The following is a 20,804-nucleotide window of genomic DNA, read 5'->3' on the forward strand; positions in this document are numbered from 1 at the left end:
GAGAGGGCGGCGGTCAATAAGGCCGTCGCCTTTTTCCATTCTCGAATATAGTTGAGCTATGAAGATTCTTGTCATCGAAGACGACCGCGAAGCGGCCGACTATCTGGAAAAGGCGCTTGGCGAGGCCGGGCACAACGCCCATGTCGCCGGCGACGGCGAAACCGGATTCATGCTGGCCAGCAGCGGGGAATATGACGTGCTGGTGGTCGACCGGATGTTGCCCAAGCGCGACGGTCTTTCGGTGATCGCCGGACTGCGCGCGCGCGGGATCGAGACGCCGGTGCTGATCCTGTCGGCACTGGGCGAGGTCGATGACCGGGTGACGGGCCTTCGCGCGGGCGGCGACGACTATCTCACCAAGCCCTACGCGTTTTCGGAGCTGCTTGCGCGTGTTGAGGTGCTCAGTCGGCGCTCCGGCGCGAAGGATATCGAGACCGTGTATCGCGTCGGCGATCTCGAACTCGACCGGCTTTCCCATACCGTGAAACGGGCCGGCAAGGAGATCATCCTGCAGCCGCGCGAATTCCGATTGCTGGAATATCTCATGCGCCATGCCGGACAGGTGGTGACGCGCACCATGCTGCTGGAAAATGTCTGGGACTATCATTTCGACCCGCAGACCAATGTGATCGATGTGCATGTGTCGCGGCTGCGCTCCAAGATCGAGAAGGAATTCGACACGCCGGTGCTGCATACCATTCGCGGCGCTGGTTACATGCTGAAAGCCGCCTGATGCGATTGGCCGTGCCCGCAATCATGAAGACCACGGCGGCGCGGCTATCGGCGCTGTTCCTGATCCTGTTTGCGCTCTGCGCGACGGTGCTGGTGTTCTACATGTCTTCGCTGTCAGTGCGGATGCTGACCTCGCAGACGCAGGAAACCGTTGCCGCCGAGGCGCAGTCGCTGGCACGCGCCTACCAGCGCGGCGGTTTGCCGTCGCTGGTGCGCTTCGTCGGAACGCGATCGCGTCAGCCGGGGGCGAACCTCTATCTGATCGCCGAGCCATCGGGGCGCATTCTTGCCGGCAATGTGGAGAGCCTCGAGCCAGGCGTGCTGGAGATCGACGGCTGGACAAGCCGGCCATTTGCCTATCGCCGCTATGGTGATGCCAGTGGCGAGACGGCCTCGGCTCCATCGCATCGCGCTGTCGCGCTGGTGCTGCGCCTGCCCAACCAGATGATCCTGCTGGTGGGGCGTGATCTGGGCGAGCCGGAGATCGTCCGCGATATCGTCAACCGCTCGCTGATCCTGGCGTTCGGCATGATGGGCGTCGGGGCGCTGCTGATCTGGCTCTTTGTCGGCAGGCGGGCGCTGAAGCGGATCGACTCCGTGTCGGAGGCGAGCCAGCGCATCATGGGTGGCGATTTGACCGGGCGGCTGCCGGTGACCGGCGCAGGCGACGAGTTCGACCGATTGTCGGAAAACCTCAACGTGATGCTGACGCGTATTGCGAAGCTCAACGATGGGCTGAAACAGGTGTCCGACAACATCGCCCACGACCTCAAGACGCCGCTGACCCGGCTGCGCAACCGCGCAGAAGCGGCGCTGGCGTCGGCAGACGATCCGGCGACGTATCGGGCGGCGCTCGAAGCGGCGATCTCGGAATCCGATCAGCTCATCCGCACCTTCAACGCGATCCTGATGATCTCGCGACTGGAGGCGGGGTATTCCGCCGAGCAAACCAGCAGTGTCGATCTGGCTGCTATCGTCGCCGGCGTGGTCGAACTTTACGAACCAGTGGCGGAAGAGCTGGGCGTCGTGCTGGAGGCGGCGGTGGAGGGCGAGGCGCAGGTTTCGGCCAACCGCGAACTGGTGGCGCAGGCGCTTTCCAACATCGTCGACAACGCGATCAAATATTCGGCGGGTCATGGCGATGCGCCACGTGTGGTGGTGTCCCTGACGCGCCGCAGTCCGGGCGGCTATCTGCTGGAGGTCGCCGATAACGGGCCGGGCGTTCCCGATGATGATCGCGAGCGGGTGACCGAACGCTTCGTGCGTCTGGAGCAGAGCCGGACGCAACCGGGATCAGGCCTCGGGCTGAGCCTTGCCAAAGCAGTGATGGAATTTCATCGCGGACGACTTGAACTGTCGGGCAGAAATCCCGGATTGTCGGTGCAGATGATCTTCCCGGAGGATTCGCTAAAAGATGAGCAGGGCTGATACAGGCGAGGGCTGGTTCGGGACCAAGGTTGCCACGCTCAAACCGCTGGACGAAGACCATGCAGCCGAGACTCTGCACGATGTGGCCGATCTGGCGCGCGAGCGAGAACTGACGCGGCTGGAAGCGCTGCTGTCGGGGCAATCTGCGCTGGCCTCGTTTCTCGGCGCTGCATTCAACCTGTCGCCATTTCTGCGCGACTGCGCGCGGCGCTGGCCGCATGCGCTGGAGACGCTGTTCGACACGCCGCTGACAGAGCGGCTGGCGCAGCTGTTGCCTGAAATTCTTGCCGCAGGGCAAGAGCCGGACCAGAGCGAAGCGGCGCTGATGCGTACGCTGCGGGAGAAGAAGGGCGAGGCGCATTTTCTCATCGCGCTGGCCGATCTGGCGGGAGTTGCGGATGCGCATATGACCGTCGGGCGGCTCAGCGGTCTGGCCGATGCCTGCGTGCGCGCCGCCATCGACTTTCTGCTGCTGGATGCGCATCGCAGCGGCAAGCTGACCTTGCCTGACCCGGCAAAACCGGGCGAGCGATCCGGCTGGATCGTGCTGGGCATGGGCAAGCTTGGCGCGCGCGAGCTGAACTTTTCGTCCGATATCGACCTGATCGTGTTCTTCGACCCCAAAGCGCCGGCGATCAAGGACCCCTATGATGCCAGCGATCTGTTCGCGCGGCTGACCCGACGGCTGGTGCGCATCCTGCAGGACCGCACCGAGCACGGCTATGTGTTCCGCACCGATTTGCGCCTGCGCCCCGATCCCGGCTCGACGCCTCTGGCGATTCCGGTGATGGCGGCGCTGATCTATTATGAAAGCCGGGGCCAGAACTGGGAACGCGCGGCCATGATCAAGGCGCGTCCGGTGGCCGGCGATCTTGCGGCGGGGACGGAATTCCTGCGCGAGCTGACACCCTATGTCTGGCGCAAATATATGGACTTTGCCGCCATTGCCGACGTTCATTCGATCAAGCGGCAGATCCACGCACACAAGGGCCATGGCGAGGTGGCGGTGAAGGGCCACAACGTCAAGCTGGGGCGCGGTGGCATTCGTGAGATCGAGTTCTTCGTGCAGACGCAGCAATTGATTGCCGGCGGGCGTTTCCCCGAATTGCGCGGGCGCGAGACCGTGGCGATGCTGGGAGAGTTGACCCAGCGCGGCTGGATCATGGCGGATGTGCGCGATGCGCTGGCGGCGCAATACTGGTTTCTGCGCGATGTCGAACACGCCATCCAGATGGTCGCCGACGAGCAGACCCACAATCTGCCGGAAGACGACGAAGGCCTGGAGCGCATCGCGCATATGCTTGGCTTTGAGAGCGGCGAAGCGTTTGCGACCGTGTTTCGCAAGTCGCTGCTGGAGGTCGAGAAGCATTATGCGGCGTTGTTCGAGGCTGCGCCGCAACTGTCACAGGGCGTCGGAAATCTCGTCTTTACCGGCGATGTCGACGACCCGGACACGCTGGAGACGCTGGCAAGGCTCGGGTTTGAGCGGCCCAGCGATATCTGCCGGGTGATCCGCAGCTGGCATTTCGGACGCTACCGCGCAACGCAGTCGGCAGAGGCGCGCGAGCGGCTGACCGAGCTGACGCCAGCGCTGCTGGAGACGTTTGGCAGCACGCGGCGCGCCGACGAAGCGCTGATGCGGTTCGACGAGTTCTTGTCGGGCCTGCCCGCCGGAATCCAGCTGTTCTCGCTGCTGCAATCCAATCCGGCGCTGCTGGGGCTGCTGGCGACGATCATGGGGGCGGCACCGCGTCTGTCGGCGATCATCACGCGCCGCCCGCATGTGTTCGACGGGTTGCTCGATCCGGGCCTGATGAGCGAACTGCCGAACAAGGCGTATCTGGCCGCGCGGCTGGAAGCGTTTCTGCAGGGGGCGGATCTCTATGAGGAAAAGCTGGATCGGCTGCGCATCTTTGCATCGGAGCAAAAGTTCCTCATCGGTGTGCGACTGCTGACGGGCGCGATCGATGCGGTGCGGGCGGGCAAGGCGTTTTCCGATCTGGCAGACCTGACGATTGGCGCTGCGCTTGAAGCAGTGCAGGCCGAATTTGCGTCGCGCCATGGACAGGTTGCGGGCGGGGAGGTGGCCATTCTGGGGATGGGCAAGCTGGGCAGTCGTGAACTGACGGCGGGCTCGGACGTTGATCTGATCCTCCTCTATACCCACGACGAAGATGCCGACGAATCGGATGGCGAGAAGCCGCTCGCGCCGTCCTATTATTACACCCGCTTGACCCAACGGCTGATTGCGGCGGTCTCCGCGCCGACAGCCGAAGGCGTGCTGTATGAGCTGGATCTGCGCTTGCGTCCGTCGGGTAACAAGGGGCCGGTGGCGACCCATATCGATGCGTTTCGCAAATATCAGCGCGAGGAAGCGTGGACCTGGGAACATATGGCGCTGACGCGTGCCCGTCCGGTGGCCGGCGATGGCGCGTTCATGGCGAAGGTGGAGCGCGACGTCGCGGAAATCCTCGCCATGGATCACGACCGTGCCAAGGTCTTCAAGGACGCAGCCGAGATGCGCGCCACCATCGCGGAGGAAAAGCCGCCCCGCGATCTGTGGGACCTGAAGCTGGTGTCGGGCGGTCAGATTGATCTGGAATTCATCGCGCAATGTGCGCGTCTGACCGGCCATATCGAGCCGGGAGAATGGCCGCCGACCTCAACGCTGGACGGGCTGGAACGGCTCACCGCCGATTTCTGCGATGCGCAGACGCGCGACGAACTGGTGGCGGCGTATGATCTCTATCTCAGCCTGACGCAGATCATCCGCTTGTGCCTGACCGGCGAACTCGACCGGGACGATGTACCGCCGGGGCTGGCGGATTTGCTGCTGCGCGCCACCGACCTGCCGGATCTTGGCGTGCTGGAAGCGCACATCAAGGAAACGGCAAGCAGGGTCGAGGCGCATTTTCAGGTATTGGTTGCCAACGCTTGAATGTGCAGCTCTAGCCGAAGGCGGCGGCACCATCTTCGGCACGGGCGGCCATGGCGCGCATGCCGGCGAACAATTCGCGGCCCATGCCGAACTGGTTGCCTGACAAGTCCGCGACGACCGGAGGGCGGCTGGCAAGGATGCCGTCGCCAAGCTTGACTTCAAGCGTGCCCGCTTCGGCATCTAGGCGAATGACATCGCCATTCTGGATACGGCCGATCATGCCGCCATCGAGCGCTTCCGGCGTGACATGGATCGCTGCGGGAACCTTGCCCGACGCGCCGGACATGCGCCCGTCGGTAACCAGCGCGACTGTGCGCCCGCGATCCTGCAACACGCCGAGAACCGTGGTCAGGCGATGCAGTTCCGGCATGCCATTGGCCTTGGGGCCCTGGAAGCGGACGACGGCGACAAAGTCGCGGTCGAGCTCGCCTGCCTTGAAGGCGGCGTTCAGCTCTTCCTGACTATGGAAGACGATGGCGGGGGCTTCGATGACGCGCTTTTCAGGCTTCACCGCAGACGTCTTGATGATGGCCGCGCCGATATTTCCCTTCAGCACCTTGAGGCCGCCAGTGGGCTGGAACGGCTTCGAAGCAGTCGTCAGAACCTTGTCGTCGCCGCTGCGCTCCGCAGCGCGCATGCGCGCAACGGAACCGTCGTCGGCAAGATGGGCCTCGACCGTATAGGCGCGCAGGCCTTCGCCCCAGACGGTCTTGACGTCCTCGTGCAGATAGCCGGCGTCGAGCAATTCGCGGATCAGGAAACCCATGCCACCTGCGGCATGGAAATGGTTCACGTCGGCAAGGCCGTTGGGATAGACACGCGCCAGCAGCGGCACGGCGTCGGAGAGATCCGAAATGTCCTGCCAGGTCAGCTTGATGCCAGCAGCTGCCGCCATCGCGATCAGGTGAATGGTGTGATTGGTCGAGCCGCCGGTTGCGTGCAGGCCGACGACCCCGTTGACGATCGAACGCTCGTCGATCATGCGGCCCACAGGCGTGAACTGGTTGCCCAGCGCCGTGATTTCGAGCGCGCGCCTCGTTGCCTCGCGGGTCAGCGCATCGCGCAGCGGCGTGTTGGGGTTGATGAAGGATGCGCCGGGCGTGTGCAGCCCCATGATCTCCATCAGCATCTGGTTGGAGTTGGCGGTGCCGTAGAAGGTGCAGGTGCCGGGCCCGTGATAGGACTTCGACTCCGCCGCCAACAACTCGTCGCGGCCAACCTTGCCCTCGGCATAAAGCTGGCGGATGCGCGCTTTTTCATCGTTAGGCAGGCCGGAGGTCATCGGCCCCGCGGGAACGAAAATTGCCGGCAAATGGCCGAAGGTCAGCGCCGCGATCAGCAGGCCGGGGACGATCTTGTCACAGACACCGAGAAACAGCGCCGCATCGAACATGTTGTGCGACAGGCCGACCGCCGCCGACATGGCGATGATGTCGCGCGAGAACAGCGACAGCTCCATGCCGGGCATGCCTTGCGTCACGCCATCGCACATGGCGGGAACGCCGCCTGCGACCTGCGCGACGCCACCGGCTTCGCTCGCCGCCAGCTTGATCAGCGCAGGGTAGGTCTCGAACGGCTGGTGGGCCGACAGCATGTCATTGTAGGAGGTGATGATGCCGATGTTCGGCACGCGCTCGCTGGAAAGCCGTGTCTTGTCGAGAGGACCGCAGGCGGCAAAGCCATGGGCAAGGTTGCCGCACGACAGCACCGCTCGGTGCGGCTCCTGCGCGATTGCCGCCTCGACGCGGTCGAGATAGGCCGCGCGGGTCGGCTTGGAACGCTCGCGGATGCGCTGGGTGATGGCTTCGATTTCAGGGCGGGCTGTCATGGCGATCGGTCCTCTACCTGGTCCAGTAGACCGGGACAGGCTTTGCAGAAGTGGCGAAAACCGCGCTGATCGGCTTGGCCTGACCTGGGATCAGGGCGGCGTCCAGCACAGTGCGTTTTTCCTCTCCCTCGATGTGAAGAATGACGCAGGCGGCTTCGATCAGACGCGACAGGGGCAGGGTGAGGCGCGGCTCGCCGCCATCCTGCGTTAAAACCGGATCGACCATGCTGGTGCGGGCCGGGTCGAGCAATTCGTCGAGATTGGGCGCGTCCGGGAAGAACGAGGCGGTGTGCCCGTCGGTTCCCATGCCAAGGATCACGACGTCGAGCGGCCATGACAGGGTCGCAAACTGCGCGCTGGCAAGGCGGGCGGCTTCGGCTGCGTCGCCTGCCGCGTGGTAGAGCCCGATGAAATTCGCGATTGACGCTTCGTTGACCAGCAGCGTGTTCCTGACCAGCGCGGCGTTGGAGCGGTCGGAGCTTTCCGGCACGAAACGCTCATCGACGAGCGTGACCGTGACCTTGGACCAGTCGAGCTTCTGGCGTGACAGTTCCGCGAAGAACTGCTTCGGCGTGGTGCCGCCGGATACGGCAAGCAGCGCCTGCCCTCGTGTCTCTATCGCCGCGCGCAGCTTCTGCGCAACGGTGTCGGCGAGTGCCTCGGCCAGCTCGGTTCCGTTCTCGAATTCGTGCCAGTCAGGCGTTTGCAGTCTCGTCGTCGTCATATGCTCTCATGCCATGTGCGGCCATCGCGCTCGATCAGCGCAATGGAAGCGGATGGTCCCCATGTGCCGGCTGTATAGCCTTGCACGGTCTGATGATTTTCGCTCCAGGAAGCGAGGATCGGATCGATCCACTGCCATGCCGCCTCGACCTCGTCGCGGCGCATGAACAGCGTCTGGTTGCCGCGAATGACATCCATGATCAGGCGTTCATAGGCGTCTGGATTGCGCACCTCGAAGGCGTCGGCAAAGCTCATGTCCAGTGGTACATGGCGCAGGCGCATGCCGCCTGGGCCCGGATCCTTGATCATCATCCACTGCTTGACGCCTTCGTCGGGCTGCAGGCGGATGACGAGCTGGTTGGCAGGGATCGAGCCGGCGGTGTCCTCGAAGATCGAGTGCGACACCGGCTTGAACTGGATGCAGATTTCGGAAACGCGCTCGGCAAGACGCTTGCCCGTGCGCAGATAGAACGGAACGCCGGCCCAGCGCCAATTGGCGATCTCGGCCTTCAGGGCGACGAAGGTTTCGGTATCGCTTTCAGCACCCAGTTCTTCGGTGTAGCCGTTGACGGCACCGCCCGACGAAGCGCCCGCGCGATATTGGCCGCGAACGGTCAGGCGCGGAGATTCATTGCCGTTGATGCGCCGCAGCGAGCGCAGGATCTTCAGCTTCTCGTCGCGGACGGCATCGGCGTCCATCGATGATGGAGGCTCCATCGCGGTCAGGCACAACAGTTGCAGCATGTGGTTCTGCACCATGTCGCGCAGCGCACCGGCGGTGTCGTAATAGCTGACGCGATCTTCAAGGCCGACTGTCTCGGCCACGGTGATCTGGACGTGGTCGATATAGGTCGAATTCCACAGAGGCTCATAGAGCGTGTTGGCAAAGCGCAAAGCCATCAGATTCTGGACGGTTTCCTTGCCCAGATAGTGGTCGATGCGGAAAATCTGCTGCTCCTGGAAGACGCTGCCGATGGCGTCATTGAGCGCGCGGGCGGATGCAAGGTCGCGGCCTATCGGCTTTTCAACTACGATGCGCGGATCGCCCTCGTTGAGGCCGTGGTTTGCAAGATGCGTCGCGATGCTGCCGAACAGGCTGGGCGCCACGGCGAGGTAAAACGCGCGGATCGCCTTGCTGTCGCCAATCGTCGCCTTGAGCGTGTCGAAGCCTTCGCCGCTCTTGGCGTCGACCGTGACATAGGTCAGGCGTTGCAGGAATTTGTCGAGCTCGCTTTTATCGATCTCGCTCGCCTTGACGTGCTCCGTGATCGCCTTGCTGGCGAAGGCGCGAAATTCGTCGTCGGACAAAGCAGAGCGCGATGCGCCGATGATCCGCGTCGGATCGGTGAATTGACCCGCCATCTGTCTCTGGTATAGCGCCGGCAGAAGCTTTCGCTCGGCCAGATCGCCGGTGCCACCAAAGATGATGAAGTCGAATGGGTCGACGGGGATAATCTGGCTGCTCATACCTAACGCATCCTGCATTTCGCAATTGCGAAGTCGTTTAGTCTAATCGATTTAAAAATACTAGCCCTGTTATCTGCGACATCGGCCCTTGACAGGGTGGGTTACGCTGGGTTTGTCACCATATTACAATTGGTCCATCGCGTTTGGGGTTTCAAGCGGATCGGACCGCAAGGCCATATCGAGGAGTTCCACCTATGGGTACGCCATTGTCCCGCACCGTCGCCGAGGGTTCGGCATTCATGAATCTGATCGATGGCCAGTCGGTCGATTCCCTTTCCGGCGAACGTATTGACGTCGCCAGCCCTTCCGACGGCAAGGTTTTCTCCTCGATCCCGGCGTCGAATGCGGCGGATGTTGATCGTGCCGTCAAGTCGGCGCACAAGGCTTTCGAAGAAGGGCCGTGGAGCCGCATGCCGGCTGTTGAGCGCGGACGCTGCCTGACGCGCCTGTTCCACCTTGTCGAAAAGCATGGCGACGAACTGGCCGCGCTCGAATCGCGCGATACCGGCAAGCCGGCCCGCCAGGGCAAGGCCGACGTCACCGCGACGATGCGTTATTACGAATTCTACGGCGGTGCCGGCGACAAGATCCATGGCGACACCATTCCGTTCCTCGAAGGCTACACCGCGCTGACCCTGCGCGAGCCTCATGGCGTCGTCGCCGGCATCATTCCGTGGAACTACCCGATGCAGATCATGGCCCGCGTTGCCGGTGCCGCGCTCGCAATGGGCAACACGCTGGTGGTCAAGCCTGCGGAAGACGCGTCGCTCTCGGCGATTCGCATTGCGCAGCTGGCGCTCGAGGCTGGCGTGCCGGAGGGCGTGTTCAACGTCATCACCGGCTATGGTCGCGATGCGGGCGCAGCGTTGTCGTCGCATCCGCTGGTCGACTATGTGACCTTCACCGGCTCGACGGCAACCGGCACCGCGATCCAGCAGGCTGCTGCGATCAACAATCGCGGTGTAACGATGGAGCTGGGCGGCAAGTCGGCGCAGATCGTCTTTGCAGACGCAGACCTCGACGCTGCCATTCCGGTGCTGGTCAATGCGATCATTCAGAACGCCGGCCAGACCTGCTCGGCTGGCAGCCGCGTGTTGCTGGAAAAGCCGATCTACGAAAAGGTCGCGACGGCGCTTGCCGAACGCTTCTCCAAGCTGGTTGCCGGACCTCACGATGCGGATCTCGATCTCGGGCCGCTCATCAACAAGACGCAGCGCGACCGCGTTGCCGGCATGATCGCGGCGGCGAAAGCTGCCGGCGTTTCGGTTCTGGCCGAAGGATCGGTGCATCCGGATGCACCGTCGGGCGGATATTATCAGGCACCGGTGCTGTTCGGGTCCGTCGATCCGAATGCGGTGATCGCGCAGGAGGAAGTGTTCGGCCCGGTGCTGACCCTCTTCGCCTTTGAAGGTGAAGACGAGGCTGTTCGTCTGGCCAACGGCACTGATTTCGGCCTGGTTGCCGGTATCTGGACCCGCGATGGCGCGCGCCAGCACCGTATCGCCAAGCGCGTGCGCGCGGGACAGATATTCGTGAACGGCTATGGCGCGGGCGGCGGCATCGAACTGCCGTTCGGCGGCTTCAAGAAGTCCGGCCATGGTCGCGAGAAGGGGTTTGAAGCGCTGTACGACATGTCGGCGACCAAGACCATTGTCTTCAACCACGGCTAACGGAGAGCAGCTGCTGATGACACGTCTGAAGGACAAGGTTGCAATCGTCACCGGCGCGGCGTCCGGCTTTGGTGAAGGCATCGCCCGTCGCTTTGCACAAGAGGGGGCGAAGCTTGTCGTCGCCGATCTCAACGTGAAAGGCGCCGAGCGCGTCGCCGCCGATATCGGCAATGCCGCAATCGGCATCAAGACCGATGTATCGCGCAAGGACGACGTCGAAGCGATGGTTGCCGCGGCGATGCAGACCTTCGGACGTGTCGATATCATGGTCAACAATGCCGGCTTCACCCACGCCAACGGTGACATGCTCGAGGTGCCGGAGGAAACGTTCGATCTCATCACCGGCGTCAACATGAAAGCGGTGTATTACGCTGCGCTGGCAGTGGTGCCGATCATGGAGCGGCAGGGTGGCGGGTCGATCATCACGACCTCTTCGACGGCGGCAATGCGCCCTCGGCCGGGCCTGACCTGGTACAATGCGTCGAAGGGCTGGACGATCACTGCGACCAAGTCGATGGCGCTTGAACTGGCATCGAAGCAGATCCGCGTCAACTGCATCTGCCCGGTTGCCGGGGACACGGCGATGCTGCCGCGTTTTCTGGGCACCGACACACCGGAACTGCGTGAGGAGTTTCGCGCCTCGATACCGCTCGGACGGTTCTCGACGCCGCTCGATATCGCCAATGCAGCGCTGTGGCTGGCTTCGGACGAGGCCTCTTTCGTGACCGGCGTCGCACTGGAAGTTGATGGCGGAAGCAGTATCTGACACTTTGCCGGCAAGGGACATGGCGGCGCACCCGTCGCCATGTCCTGCCAGGCTCGAACAAAATCCATAACAGGAAACGCCATGTACAGGGTCGCTATCAGCGGAACAGGCCTCTTCACGCCATCCGAAGTCATCACCAACGCCGAGCTGGTCGCTGCCTATAATGCTTATGCCGAACAGCAGAACGCAGCCAATTTCGCCGCCATCGAGGCGGGCGAGAAGCAGCCGCTGCCGATGTCGAACGAAGAGTTCATCGTCAAGGCGTCGGGCATCGAGCGCCGCTATGTGATGGACAAGACGGGTGTCCTCGATCCCAACATCATGCGTCCGGTGCTGCGCGAGCGCTCCGACGATGAATTGTCGATCATGGCGGAGATTTCAGTCGCGGCGGCAAAGGAAGCGCTCGAGAAGGCGGGCCGCACGGCAGAAGATGTCGACGCGGTGATCTGCGCGGCGTCGAACCATGAACGTGCCTATCCGGCGATTTCGATCGAGGTGCAGCAGGCGCTCGGCATCAAGGGCTTCGCGTTCGACATGAATGTCGCCTGCTCATCGGCGACCTTCGGCATCCAGGCCGCTGCAGACATGATCCGCTCCGGTTCGGCGCGCGCGATCCTGATGGTCAATCCGGAGATCACGTCCGGCCACCACGAATGGCGCGACCGCGATTGCCATTTCATCTTCGGCGATGTTTGCACCGCTGTGCTGCTGGAGCGCGCCGAGACAGCGACGTCTTCCAACGCCTGGGAAATCCTGTCGACCCGCTGCGCGACCGAATTTTCCAACAATATCCGCAACAATAACGGCTTCCTGCGCCGCACCCGCGAGGGGCACATGCAAGACCGGCGCGACATGCAGTTCATGCAGGAGGGACGCAGGGTCTTCAAGCAGGTCGTGCCGTGGGTCGCGGAATTGATGCAGTCGCATCTGGCCGATGAAGGCGTGAAGCCGGAAGAACTTGATCGCATGTGGCTGCATCAGGCCAACAAGAGCATGAACGATCTGATCGGCAGCAGGGTGCTGGGCCGCGAACCCTCGCGCGAGGAACAGCCCAACGTGCTGCAGGAATATGCCAACACCTCGTCGGCGGGTTCGATCATCGCGTTCAATAAATTCTCCGACGACCTTCCCGCCGACAGCCTCGGCGTGATCTGCTCATTCGGCGCGGGATATTCCGCCGGCAGCGTGATCGTGAAGAAGCTCGCCACCGCCTGAAATTGCCGTGACGGCGATCAGCCTGCGCGGGGTTCAGAAGCGATCGCGCAGGGCGTACCAGTTGAGGGCGAGGAACAGCAGGGGAGTGCGCAGGCGACGGCCGCCGGGGAAGGGAGGTATCCTCAATTCCTCGAACAGCTTGAGCCGGTCGCGATTGCCCGTGATGGTTTCGGCGTAAAGCTTGCCGACGAAGTTGGACAGCATGACGCCGTGGCCTGAATAGCCGCCTGCCGCAATGACGTTGGGCATCACCTCGCGCACGAAAGGCTGGCGCGGGATGGTGATGCCAACATAGCCACCCCACGCGTGGGTGATCTCCACATCCTTCAGTTGCGGATAGATCTCCGCGATCTGCTTGCGGATCGGGATGTGGATGTCTTTCGGGTCACCGGGCGCGTAGATTTCGCGGCCACCGAAAAGCAGGCGCCCGTCTGCCGACTTGCGGAAATAGCGCACCACAAAGCGTGAATCGTCGACGGATTCACCGCCTGGGATGACGGGACTGTCGTTGCCGAGGGGCACGGTCGCGCCGATGAAGGAGCCGATCGGCATCACGTGCGAGGCACTGACAGGCTCAAGATTTTCGCCATAGGCGTTGACGGCGAGAAGCGCCTTGTCGGCGGTGATGGTGCCGCGCTTGGTGGTCACGCGGACCTTGCCGCCGGATGAGACGATGCTCGTCGCCTTGGTCATTTCATGCAGCAACGCGCCGGCCTGTGCGGCGACTTGCGCGGTGCCGACGACCAGTTTCAATGGATGAATGTGGCCAGTGCCGGCATCGCGCAGGCCGCCAAAATAGCGCGCGGAGCCAAGCCGCTGGGCGGTTTCCTGTGCGTCCATGAAGCTCAGATGCGCGTAGCCGAAGCGCTCAGCCATGAGCTGCACATGGGCCTGATAGGATTTCAGATAGCGCCGCTTGTGGACCACGGACATCTGCCCCGGCCGATAGTCGATATCGATCCGATGCGTCGCGGCAAAATTCAGCAGATGCGCCTTGGCGTCTTCTGCCAGGTCGAACAGCGCTTTTGCGCGCGTGAAGCCGATCTGGCCTTCCAGTTCTTCGCCCCATGCGCGTTGCCCTGTGCCCAGCTGGCCGCCATTGCGCCCGGATGCGCCATCGCCGAAACGATGAGCATCGATCAGCGCCACGCGGGTTCCGGCCTGCGCAAGATGCGCGGCTGCCGACAGCCCCGTGAAGCCGCCGCCGATGATGACGACATCGACCGAAAGGTCGCCATCAAGAGGCTGATATTCCGGCCTCTCGCCAATCGTCGCTTCGTACCAGGAGTAGCCGGGGGAGATGGGAGATTGGTAGGGCATGGGGAGGCCGATGGGCTGGGGAGGGGGGAGAGTAGGAAGTGGGCAGTAGGCAGTGGGCAGTGGGCAGTTAGCGGGTCAGGAAGTGGAGAGTTTTCGGATCAGGCCGCGGAGCAGTTTTCCAATCTTCTCACAGTCAAGCAAGAGCGGTTCGGCCAGGCCTGACTCTGAGCATAGACCGCAACTGCGAGATCCATCGCACGCTGCCAGACAATCAAATCTCTATAAGACTTGATCTCGCTCATTCAGCGCTCAAAACGCCCACTGCCCACTGCCTCTCACTACACGTTCAGCAACAAATACTCCCGTTCCCATGGGCTGATGACTTCCATGAAGGTCTCGAACTCGGCCTTCTTGATCGCGGCATAGGTGGTGACGAAGTCGGAGCCGAGAAGATCGCGCAAAGCGTCGTCGCCTTCAAAAAGCTCAACCGCTTCGAGCAAGCCACGCGGAAGGTCGATCTCGTCCTCATTGGCCGAAGTGCCGACCGGCGCGTCGCAGTGCTCCTTGTTGAGCATGCCGATCAGCCCGCAGGCGAGTGAGGCGGCAATCGCCAGATAGGGGTTTGCGTCAGAGGAAGGAATGCGGTTTTCGACACGGCGGCCTGCCGGGTCTGAACGCGGAACACGGAAGGCGGTGGTGCGGTTGTCATAGCCCCACTTGGTGTTGACCGGGGCGGAGGCCGACTGGGTCAGGCGGCGATAGGAGTTGACGTAGGGAGCGAACATCACCAGCGCGCTGGGGACGTGTCGCTGCATGCCGCCAATGAAGTGACGGAACGCTTCGGTCTCGGTGCCGTCGATGGCGGTGAAGACATTGTTTCCGGTCTTAAGGTCCACGATCGACTGATGGATGTGCATCGCCGATCCCGGCTGACCCTGGATCGGCTTGGCCATGAAGGTGGCATACGTATCGTGCTTGAAGGCCGCTTCGCGGATCGTCCGCTTGAACATGAAGACCTGATCGGCGAGTTCGATCGGATCGCCATGACGCAGGTTGATTTCAAGCTGGCCGGCACCCTCCTCGTGGATCAGGGTGTCGATCTCAAGTCCCTGAGCTTCCGAGAAATGATAGATGTCGTCGATGAGTTCGTCGAACTCGTTGACGCCGGCAATCGAATAGCCCTGACCGCCGCCGATGGCGCGACCCGAACGCCCGACCGGAGGTTCAAGCGGATAGTCAGGATCCGGGTTCTTGCGCACGAGATAAAACTCGATCTCCGGCGCCACCACCGGACGAAGACCATGCTCGGCATAGGCCGCGAGAATGCGGCGCAGAACGTTGCGTGGCGTAAACTCGATCGAGCGCCCGTCCTGATGGACAAGATCGCAGATGACCTGTGCGGTCGGATCGCTCTCCCATGGAACGATCGACAGCGTCGACAGATCCGGCACCAGCTTGAGATCGCCATCGTCTTCCGGATAGACGAAGCCGTGACCGTCTTCCGGATAGCCGCCGGAAATGGTGGCCATGAACACCGCAGACGGAAGTGCCAGCGATGTGTTGGATGTGAACTTCTTCGAGGGCATCATCTTGCCGCGCGCCACGCCGGCCTGATCGGGCGTGATGCACTCAATGTCCTCGATGCCGCGCGACTCCAGCCAAGCGGTCGCCTGTTTCAGGTCCGATACGCCACGCAGGCTCTGGAGGAATGCAGGCGTGCGCACGCGGGCGCCACGTCCTGTCGAGCGGGCTTCCTTTTTCTGGGCAGACATCAATCACCAGTTTTGCTTTGAATGCGGCAAGTATAGACGGGACCGGCGCGAAGGGAAGTACCCTGCCGCATCTCGGGCGTGCTAATTGCGCGCTTCGGCCAAGAGGTTCAGGATCAGCGGCTGCAGTCGGTCCGGATTGACGGGTTTCAACACCACCGCGTCGATGAAGTCCGATTGGGGCTTGGATGGCTTGTTGGACGAGTTCGAAAGCAGGATGACAATCGGCAGGCGCGACTTGCCTTGGCTCCGCATGGCTGCAAGTTCCTTCAGAACCTCGTCACATTCCAGATCATCCGCACCGCCATCCAGAATGACGGTGCCGGGCTTGCGGGATGACAATATGACACCTGCGCTTTCCGGGGTGGCGACAAGTGGCTTCAATCCGGCAAGCTCGGCAATCCTGCTGACCACGACGTTGCCGATGCGGGAACTGCCGACGACCAGTACAAGCTCTGGACGGTATTTTGTACCGGACGCCGAATGGTTTACTGGCGCGTCGCTGTCACAGTTCGAATGTCGCATAGTCAACTGCCGATCTGTCAGAAGAAAATAGAATTTTCTGAAGGCAGTCTTCTGGATATTAATAACAAAGAGTCAATAGACTTCGGGCTGTGTAGTAAGTTGATCCGCCCGATAGCATCAGGCGGCGCAATGATACGCCGCCTGATGTGTGTTTTATGTACTTTTGTTGCGCTCAGGCCGCGTTGCGCGACTGAGTTACAATAACCGGCACCAGAAGATCTCCCCAGTTGCCATCTCCACCATGATGGCGGGCCGAGCGGACCAGTTCAACCGACACGCCGGCCTCGACCGCCTTCATGACCGACTGATTGAGGCGGTGCAGGTCGTTTGCAAGCATGCGGATCGTGGCTTGCTGGTCGTCGTTCATGGCCGATGCCTGTTCTTCGGCTCGTTCCTTGACGCGTGTCTTGGGAGTCATGACGTTTCTCCTTTGGGTGAGGCCGGGGGTTATTCTGCAGCCGGGCGGAATTGTTCGGTTTCGGTCGATTCGCTCATTGCGGTGGTCGAGGACTGTCCACCGGTGATGGCGAGCGAGACGGCGTCGAAATAGCCGGTGCCGACTTCGCGCTGGTGCTTGGTCGCGGTGTAGCCATTGACCTCTGCGGCAAACTCGGCCTCCTGCAGCTCCGAATAGGCCGCCATCTGACGGTCCTTGTAGCCACGGGCCAGTTCGAACATGCCGTAGTTGAGCTGATGGAAGCCAGCGAGCGTGATGAACTGGAACTTGTAGCCCATGGCGCCGAGCTCGCGCTGGAACTTGGCGATGGTGGCGTCGTCGAGGTTCTTCTTCCAGTTGAACGATGGCGAGCAGTTGTAGGCCAGCTTCTTGCCCGGATGCGCCTTGTGCACGGCCTCGGCAAACTTGCGGGCCTGCTCCAGATCCGGCTTGCCGGTTTCCATCCAGATCAGGTCGCAGTGCGGGGCATAGGCGATGGCGCGGGCAATGCACGGCTCAATGCCGTTCTTGACCTGATAGAAGCCTTCGACCGTGCGGCCTGCGTCGTAGTCGACAAACGGCTGGTCGCGCTCGTCAATGTCCGAGGTCAGGAGCTTTGCGGCTTCCGCGTCGGTGCGGGCAACGATGAGGGTTGGCGTGCCCATGATGTCAGCGGCAAGGCGGGCTGCGTTGAGGTTGCGGATATGGGCAGCGGTCGGGATCAAGACCTTGCCGCCAAGATGGCCACACTTCTTTTCGGAAGCTAGCTGATCTTCGAAGTGAACGCCGGCAGCGCCTGCCTCGATGAAGGCCTTCATGATCTCGAACGAATTGAGCGGGCCGCCAAAGCCGGCTTCAGCGTCGGCGACGATCGGCGCAAACCAGGTGTCGACTGACAGGCCGTTGCCTTCCGAGACTTCGATCTGATCCGCGCGCTGCAATGTGCGGTTGATGCGCTTGGCGAGCTCCGGTGCGGCGTTGGCAGGGTAGAGCGACTGGTCGGGGTACATTGCAGAGGCAGTGTTGGCGTCGGCGGCAACCTGCCAGCCTGAAAGATAGATCGCCTTGAGCCCGGCGCGAACCATCTGCATTGCCTGGTTGCCCGACAGAGCGCCGAGCGCGTTGACGAAATCTTCCTCGTGGATGAGCTTCCACAGGCGATTGGCGCCGTTCTCAGCCAGCGTATACCTGATGTCGATCGAGCCGCGCAGGCGCTTCACATCCTCGGCGGTGTACGGGCGCTCGATGCCGTCGAAGCGACCCTGGGGAGCGTTCGGGACGAGGTTGTAAAAATCAGTCATGGCAAACTCCATATGTAAAATCTGGTCGGTCGGGGCGGGTGGTTGTTGCCGCCCTGCGTGTGACTGGATTTACATTGCGCTTGCGAGATAAACGAGAAAATTGCCGAAAACGTTGCAAATATTCGAGTTAAGCAGTGTTGAGTTTGACAGGCTGGCATTGTAAATTTGTCAAAAATGTCAAAGCAAGTTTCTTGTCTGGTTTTGTAAAGGCAGCGGAATGGCCGAGCAGAAGATATTTGCGGGACCGCGCATTCGACGCATTCGCAACGCCAAGGGTCTGGCCCAGACCGCCATGGCGGAAGGGTTGGGCATCTCGCCGTCCTATCTCAATCTGATCGAGCGCAATCAGCGTCCGCTGACGGTCCAGTTGATTCTGAAATTGTCAGCGGCGTACGGGGTCGAGCCGGAGGAGCTTCACGGTGGCGCTGGCGGGTCTATTGCGGCGCTGCGTGAAGTGTTTGCCGATCCGCTGCTGGTCGGCGAGTTGCCGAGTGAGCAGGAGCTGATCGAAGTTGCAGAGGCTGCGCCAAATGCTTCGGCAGCGATGGTGAAGCTGTTTCGCGCCTATCGCGAGCAGGCGGAGCGTCTCAGCGATCTTTCCGAGATGCTGGCGCGCGAGGGGCGGGCGACCTCCATTTCCTCGGCGCGGCTGCCGATGGACGAGGTGCGCGAGACGTTTGAGCGCCGGCCAAACTATTTTGTTTCGATCGAGGAAGAGGCAGAGGCGTTCATCACGCTGCTGCAGCCGGGCGATGATCTTTACGGCGCGCTGAAAGAATGGCTACGCAAGGAATATGGCATTGTGGTGCGCGTGCTGCCGGTGGCGACGATGCCGAACTGGCGGCGGCGTTATGATCGCCACTCGCAGCGCCTGTTTTTGTCGGAACGCCTTTCCCCTTTCGACCAGTTGCGCGAAATCGCGATGGAGGCGGCGCTGATGCGCATGCAGGTGGCGATTGCTGCCGAGCTGAAAGCGCTCAAGCTGGGCAGCGATGAAGCGCGGCGGTTGGCGCGGTTCGAACTGGCGCGCTATGCGGCCCACGCTTTGATGATGCCGTATCAGCCATTTCTGACCGCAGCGCAGCGCGCGCGATGGGATGTCGATGTGCTGCGCTCGCGCTTTGGCGTGTCGTTCGAGCAGGCGGCCAACCGGCTGACGACGCTTCAGAAGCAGGGTGCCAGCGGCATTCCGTTCTTCATGCTGGAAGTCGATAACGCAGGAAACCGCTTTCGCCGTGCCGGCGCGCAAGGATTTCCGCAGGCGCGGTTTGGTGGGGCCTGTCCGAAGCTGCCGGTCCATGCGGTGTTCGCCCAGCCCGGACAGGTATTGGCGGAAGCCGTCGAAATGCCGGATGGGGCGCGGTTTCTGACGATAGCCCGCACGCTGGAAGGACCGCAGGGTGCATTCAATGAGCGTCCGCGTCGGACCGCGATTCTGCTGGGCTGCGATATCGGCTTTCGTGACGAGGTCGTCTACGCATCCGCGCTGCCGGGCGGCGGGGAGCCGACCCCGGTCGGACCGGTCTGCCGCCTGTGTGAGCGGGTGGGGTGCCTTGCGCGGGCAGAGCCGCCGGTCACGCGACCGCTGGGCCTAGACGAGATGACGACGGGCCTGAGCGCGTTTGATTTTCAGTGAAGGGGGATGGGGATTAGGCAGTAGGCAGTGGGCAGTGGGCAATAGTCGCCGTGCGCGCTTTCAAGACCCACGGCACTCACGCATCAGCGTGATGAAGAATGGTTGACGATACGCATGGCCAGCCATTCTTCACTGCCCACTCCCTACATCGGCCTTTCGCCTCGCAACAACGGCCCATGCGCGCTCAGCAGGTCTACGATGCGCTCGATCACGATGCGCACATCGGCGCGGTGGCGGTCGTCATTGTGCATGACAAGCCATTGCGGTTCGCGCAGGTCAGCGATGAGATCGCCCGCACGCTCCAGAAGCGGGTCGCGATCACCCGCAAAACACGGCATGACACCTTTGCCGACGCCCGAGCGGATGAGATCGTGCAGCGTGCGCGGCGTGTTGGCCCACGCGGCGACCGAGACGCCGGGTTGCGTCGACAACCAGCGGGCGGAACGCGTCGCAATATCTTCAGACGAGATCGCAACCCATTGATCGCGCGCTTCTCGTGATGCGGTGCGGGCACGGAACGGCGCCTGTGCAACTTCCGAACAACGACGTGCAGCCAGGTTGGGGTTCTGCGGCGCGGCGTTGCGCACGCCAATTTCGACCTCGCGATGGGCGATGTCGAGCTTGGCTTCCGTCGCCTTGAACGCGATACGGAAGGCATCGTCGGGGTTCCACAGTCGTGAAAAGTTCTCCGCCAGAAAGTTCGTCGTCCAGGTGCCGGCTGAAATTCGGACAATCGAGCGCCCGCCTTCAGCATCGAGCCAATCGTCAATGGCGCGGGCGCTGGCTTCCATGGTTTGAGCCTTTGCCAGGAGGGCCAGTCCGTCAGTGGTCAGTTCGTAGCCGGTCTGCCGGCGCACGAAAAGCGGCCGGCCGGTCGCCTGCTCAAGCGCCAGCATGCGCCGCCCGATGGTTGCCGGGCTGGCGTCGTGCTCTCTGGCTGCTGCCGACAGCCCTCCTTCGCGCGCCACCGACAAGAATAGCTGCAGGTCGCTCCAGACGATGTTTTTCATGAATGAAGCATAGGGCGTCGTTTTCTGGCTTTCAATTGCGCAGCGCGGTGCTTTGTCGTTCAGTCGTGAATAATGTCGGGTGCAACAATGAGAACGTCGC

General features: G+C 62.2%; 16 protein-coding genes. 7 read left to right on the plus strand and 9 right to left on the minus strand.

Going from position 1 to position 20,804, the window contains the following annotated elements:
* Positions 1 to 58: 58 nt before the first annotated feature.
* From BMZ42_RS04530 to BMZ42_RS04540, 3 genes are read left to right on the plus strand one after another with little or no spacing between them, the layout of a single operon-like run.
* Positions 59 to 733, plus strand: a complete 675-nt coding sequence (locus BMZ42_RS04530; protein ID WP_091519175.1) for a response regulator transcription factor — start codon at positions 59 to 61, stop codon at positions 731 to 733.
* Positions 733 to 2,160 (plus strand): sensor histidine kinase, encoded by a 1,428-nt coding sequence (locus BMZ42_RS04535; RefSeq protein WP_091519177.1) that lies wholly within the window; start codon positions 733 to 735, stop codon positions 2,158 to 2,160. Before BMZ42_RS04530 ends, BMZ42_RS04535 begins: the two co-directional genes overlap by 1 nt.
* Positions 2,147 to 5,098: a bifunctional [glutamine synthetase] adenylyltransferase/[glutamine synthetase]-adenylyl-L-tyrosine phosphorylase gene (locus tag BMZ42_RS04540; protein ID WP_091519179.1), complete on the plus strand. Its 2,952-nt coding sequence runs from the start codon at positions 2,147 to 2,149 to the stop codon at positions 5,096 to 5,098. The genes BMZ42_RS04535 and BMZ42_RS04540 overlap by 14 nt, the downstream gene beginning before the upstream one ends.
* Positions 5,099 to 5,108: 10 nt before the next feature.
* On the opposite strand, the gene edd is transcribed toward BMZ42_RS04540, so the two are convergent.
* Genes edd through zwf form a run of 3 tightly spaced genes read right to left on the minus strand, consistent with a single transcriptional unit; the run spans position 5,109 to position 9,116 of the window.
* Positions 5,109 to 6,926: a phosphogluconate dehydratase gene (edd, locus tag BMZ42_RS04545; RefSeq protein WP_091519182.1), complete on the minus strand. Its 1,818-nt coding sequence runs from the start codon at positions 6,924 to 6,926 to the stop codon at positions 5,109 to 5,111.
* A gap of 13 nt (positions 6,927 to 6,939) precedes the next feature.
* Complete coding sequence (pgl, locus tag BMZ42_RS04550) at positions 6,940 to 7,650, minus strand: 6-phosphogluconolactonase (protein WP_091519183.1); 711 nt, start codon at positions 7,648 to 7,650, stop codon at positions 6,940 to 6,942.
* Positions 7,647 to 9,116, minus strand: coding sequence for a glucose-6-phosphate dehydrogenase (gene zwf, locus BMZ42_RS04555; protein ID WP_091519186.1), 1,470 nt, complete (start codon positions 9,114 to 9,116; stop codon positions 7,647 to 7,649). The genes pgl and zwf overlap by 4 nt, the downstream gene beginning before the upstream one ends.
* A gap of 194 nt (positions 9,117 to 9,310) precedes the next feature.
* On the opposite strand from zwf, the gene BMZ42_RS04560 reads away from it, so the two are divergent.
* The 3 genes from BMZ42_RS04560 (at position 9,311) to BMZ42_RS04570 (ending at position 12,767) form a co-directional block, all read left to right on the plus strand.
* Positions 9,311 to 10,786, plus strand: a complete 1,476-nt coding sequence (locus BMZ42_RS04560) for an aldehyde dehydrogenase family protein (protein WP_091519188.1) — start codon at positions 9,311 to 9,313, stop codon at positions 10,784 to 10,786.
* Between the two features lie 16 nt (positions 10,787 to 10,802).
* Entirely contained in the window at positions 10,803 to 11,552 is a 750-nt protein-coding gene (locus BMZ42_RS04565) for an SDR family oxidoreductase (RefSeq protein ID WP_091519191.1), read from the plus strand.
* Between the two features lie 81 nt (positions 11,553 to 11,633).
* The gene (locus tag BMZ42_RS04570) at positions 11,634 to 12,767 is read left to right on the plus strand and encodes a beta-ketoacyl-ACP synthase III (protein WP_091519193.1); all 1,134 of its coding nucleotides are present in this window, start codon (positions 11,634 to 11,636) and stop codon (positions 12,765 to 12,767) included.
* Positions 12,768 to 12,800: 33 nt separating this feature from the next.
* Here BMZ42_RS04570 and BMZ42_RS04575 read toward each other — a convergent pair whose 3' ends face one another.
* The 5 genes from BMZ42_RS04575 to aceA form a co-directional block, all read right to left on the minus strand.
* Positions 12,801 to 14,087: an NAD(P)/FAD-dependent oxidoreductase gene (locus tag BMZ42_RS04575; RefSeq protein ID WP_091519196.1), complete on the minus strand. Its 1,287-nt coding sequence runs from the start codon at positions 14,085 to 14,087 to the stop codon at positions 12,801 to 12,803.
* A gap of 278 nt (positions 14,088 to 14,365) precedes the next feature.
* Positions 14,366 to 15,799: a glutamine synthetase family protein gene (locus BMZ42_RS04580; RefSeq protein ID WP_091519198.1), complete on the minus strand. Its 1,434-nt coding sequence runs from the start codon at positions 15,797 to 15,799 to the stop codon at positions 14,366 to 14,368.
* An 81-nt stretch (positions 15,800 to 15,880) separates the two neighbouring features.
* Positions 15,881 to 16,321, minus strand: coding sequence for a DNA-binding transcriptional response regulator (locus BMZ42_RS04585; RefSeq protein ID WP_091519201.1), 441 nt, complete (start codon positions 16,319 to 16,321; stop codon positions 15,881 to 15,883).
* Positions 16,322 to 16,493: 172 nt separating this feature from the next.
* Positions 16,494 to 16,739, minus strand: a complete 246-nt coding sequence (locus BMZ42_RS04590; RefSeq protein ID WP_091519205.1) for an SMc00767 family acetate metabolism repressor — start codon at positions 16,737 to 16,739, stop codon at positions 16,494 to 16,496.
* 29 nt (positions 16,740 to 16,768) lie between these two features.
* A complete protein-coding gene (gene aceA, locus BMZ42_RS04595; RefSeq protein ID WP_091519453.1) occupies positions 16,769 to 18,058 on the minus strand; it encodes an isocitrate lyase in 1,290 nt (429 codons plus the stop codon).
* 217 nt (positions 18,059 to 18,275) lie between these two features.
* Between aceA and BMZ42_RS04600 the strand changes: the two genes are divergently transcribed.
* Positions 18,276 to 19,694, plus strand: coding sequence for a helix-turn-helix domain-containing protein (locus BMZ42_RS04600; RefSeq protein ID WP_091519207.1), 1,419 nt, complete (start codon positions 18,276 to 18,278; stop codon positions 19,692 to 19,694).
* A gap of 143 nt (positions 19,695 to 19,837) precedes the next feature.
* Here the strand turns inward: BMZ42_RS04600 and BMZ42_RS04605 are convergent, their stop codons facing one another.
* Positions 19,838 to 20,704: a LysR family transcriptional regulator gene (locus tag BMZ42_RS04605; RefSeq protein ID WP_091519210.1), complete on the minus strand. Its 867-nt coding sequence runs from the start codon at positions 20,702 to 20,704 to the stop codon at positions 19,838 to 19,840.
* Positions 20,705 to 20,804 lie beyond the last annotated feature (100 nt).

The sequence above is a fragment of the Aquamicrobium aerolatum DSM 21857 genome, assembly GCF_900113935.1.
Lineage (GTDB): Bacteria > Pseudomonadota > Alphaproteobacteria > Rhizobiales > Rhizobiaceae > Aerobium > Aerobium aerolatum.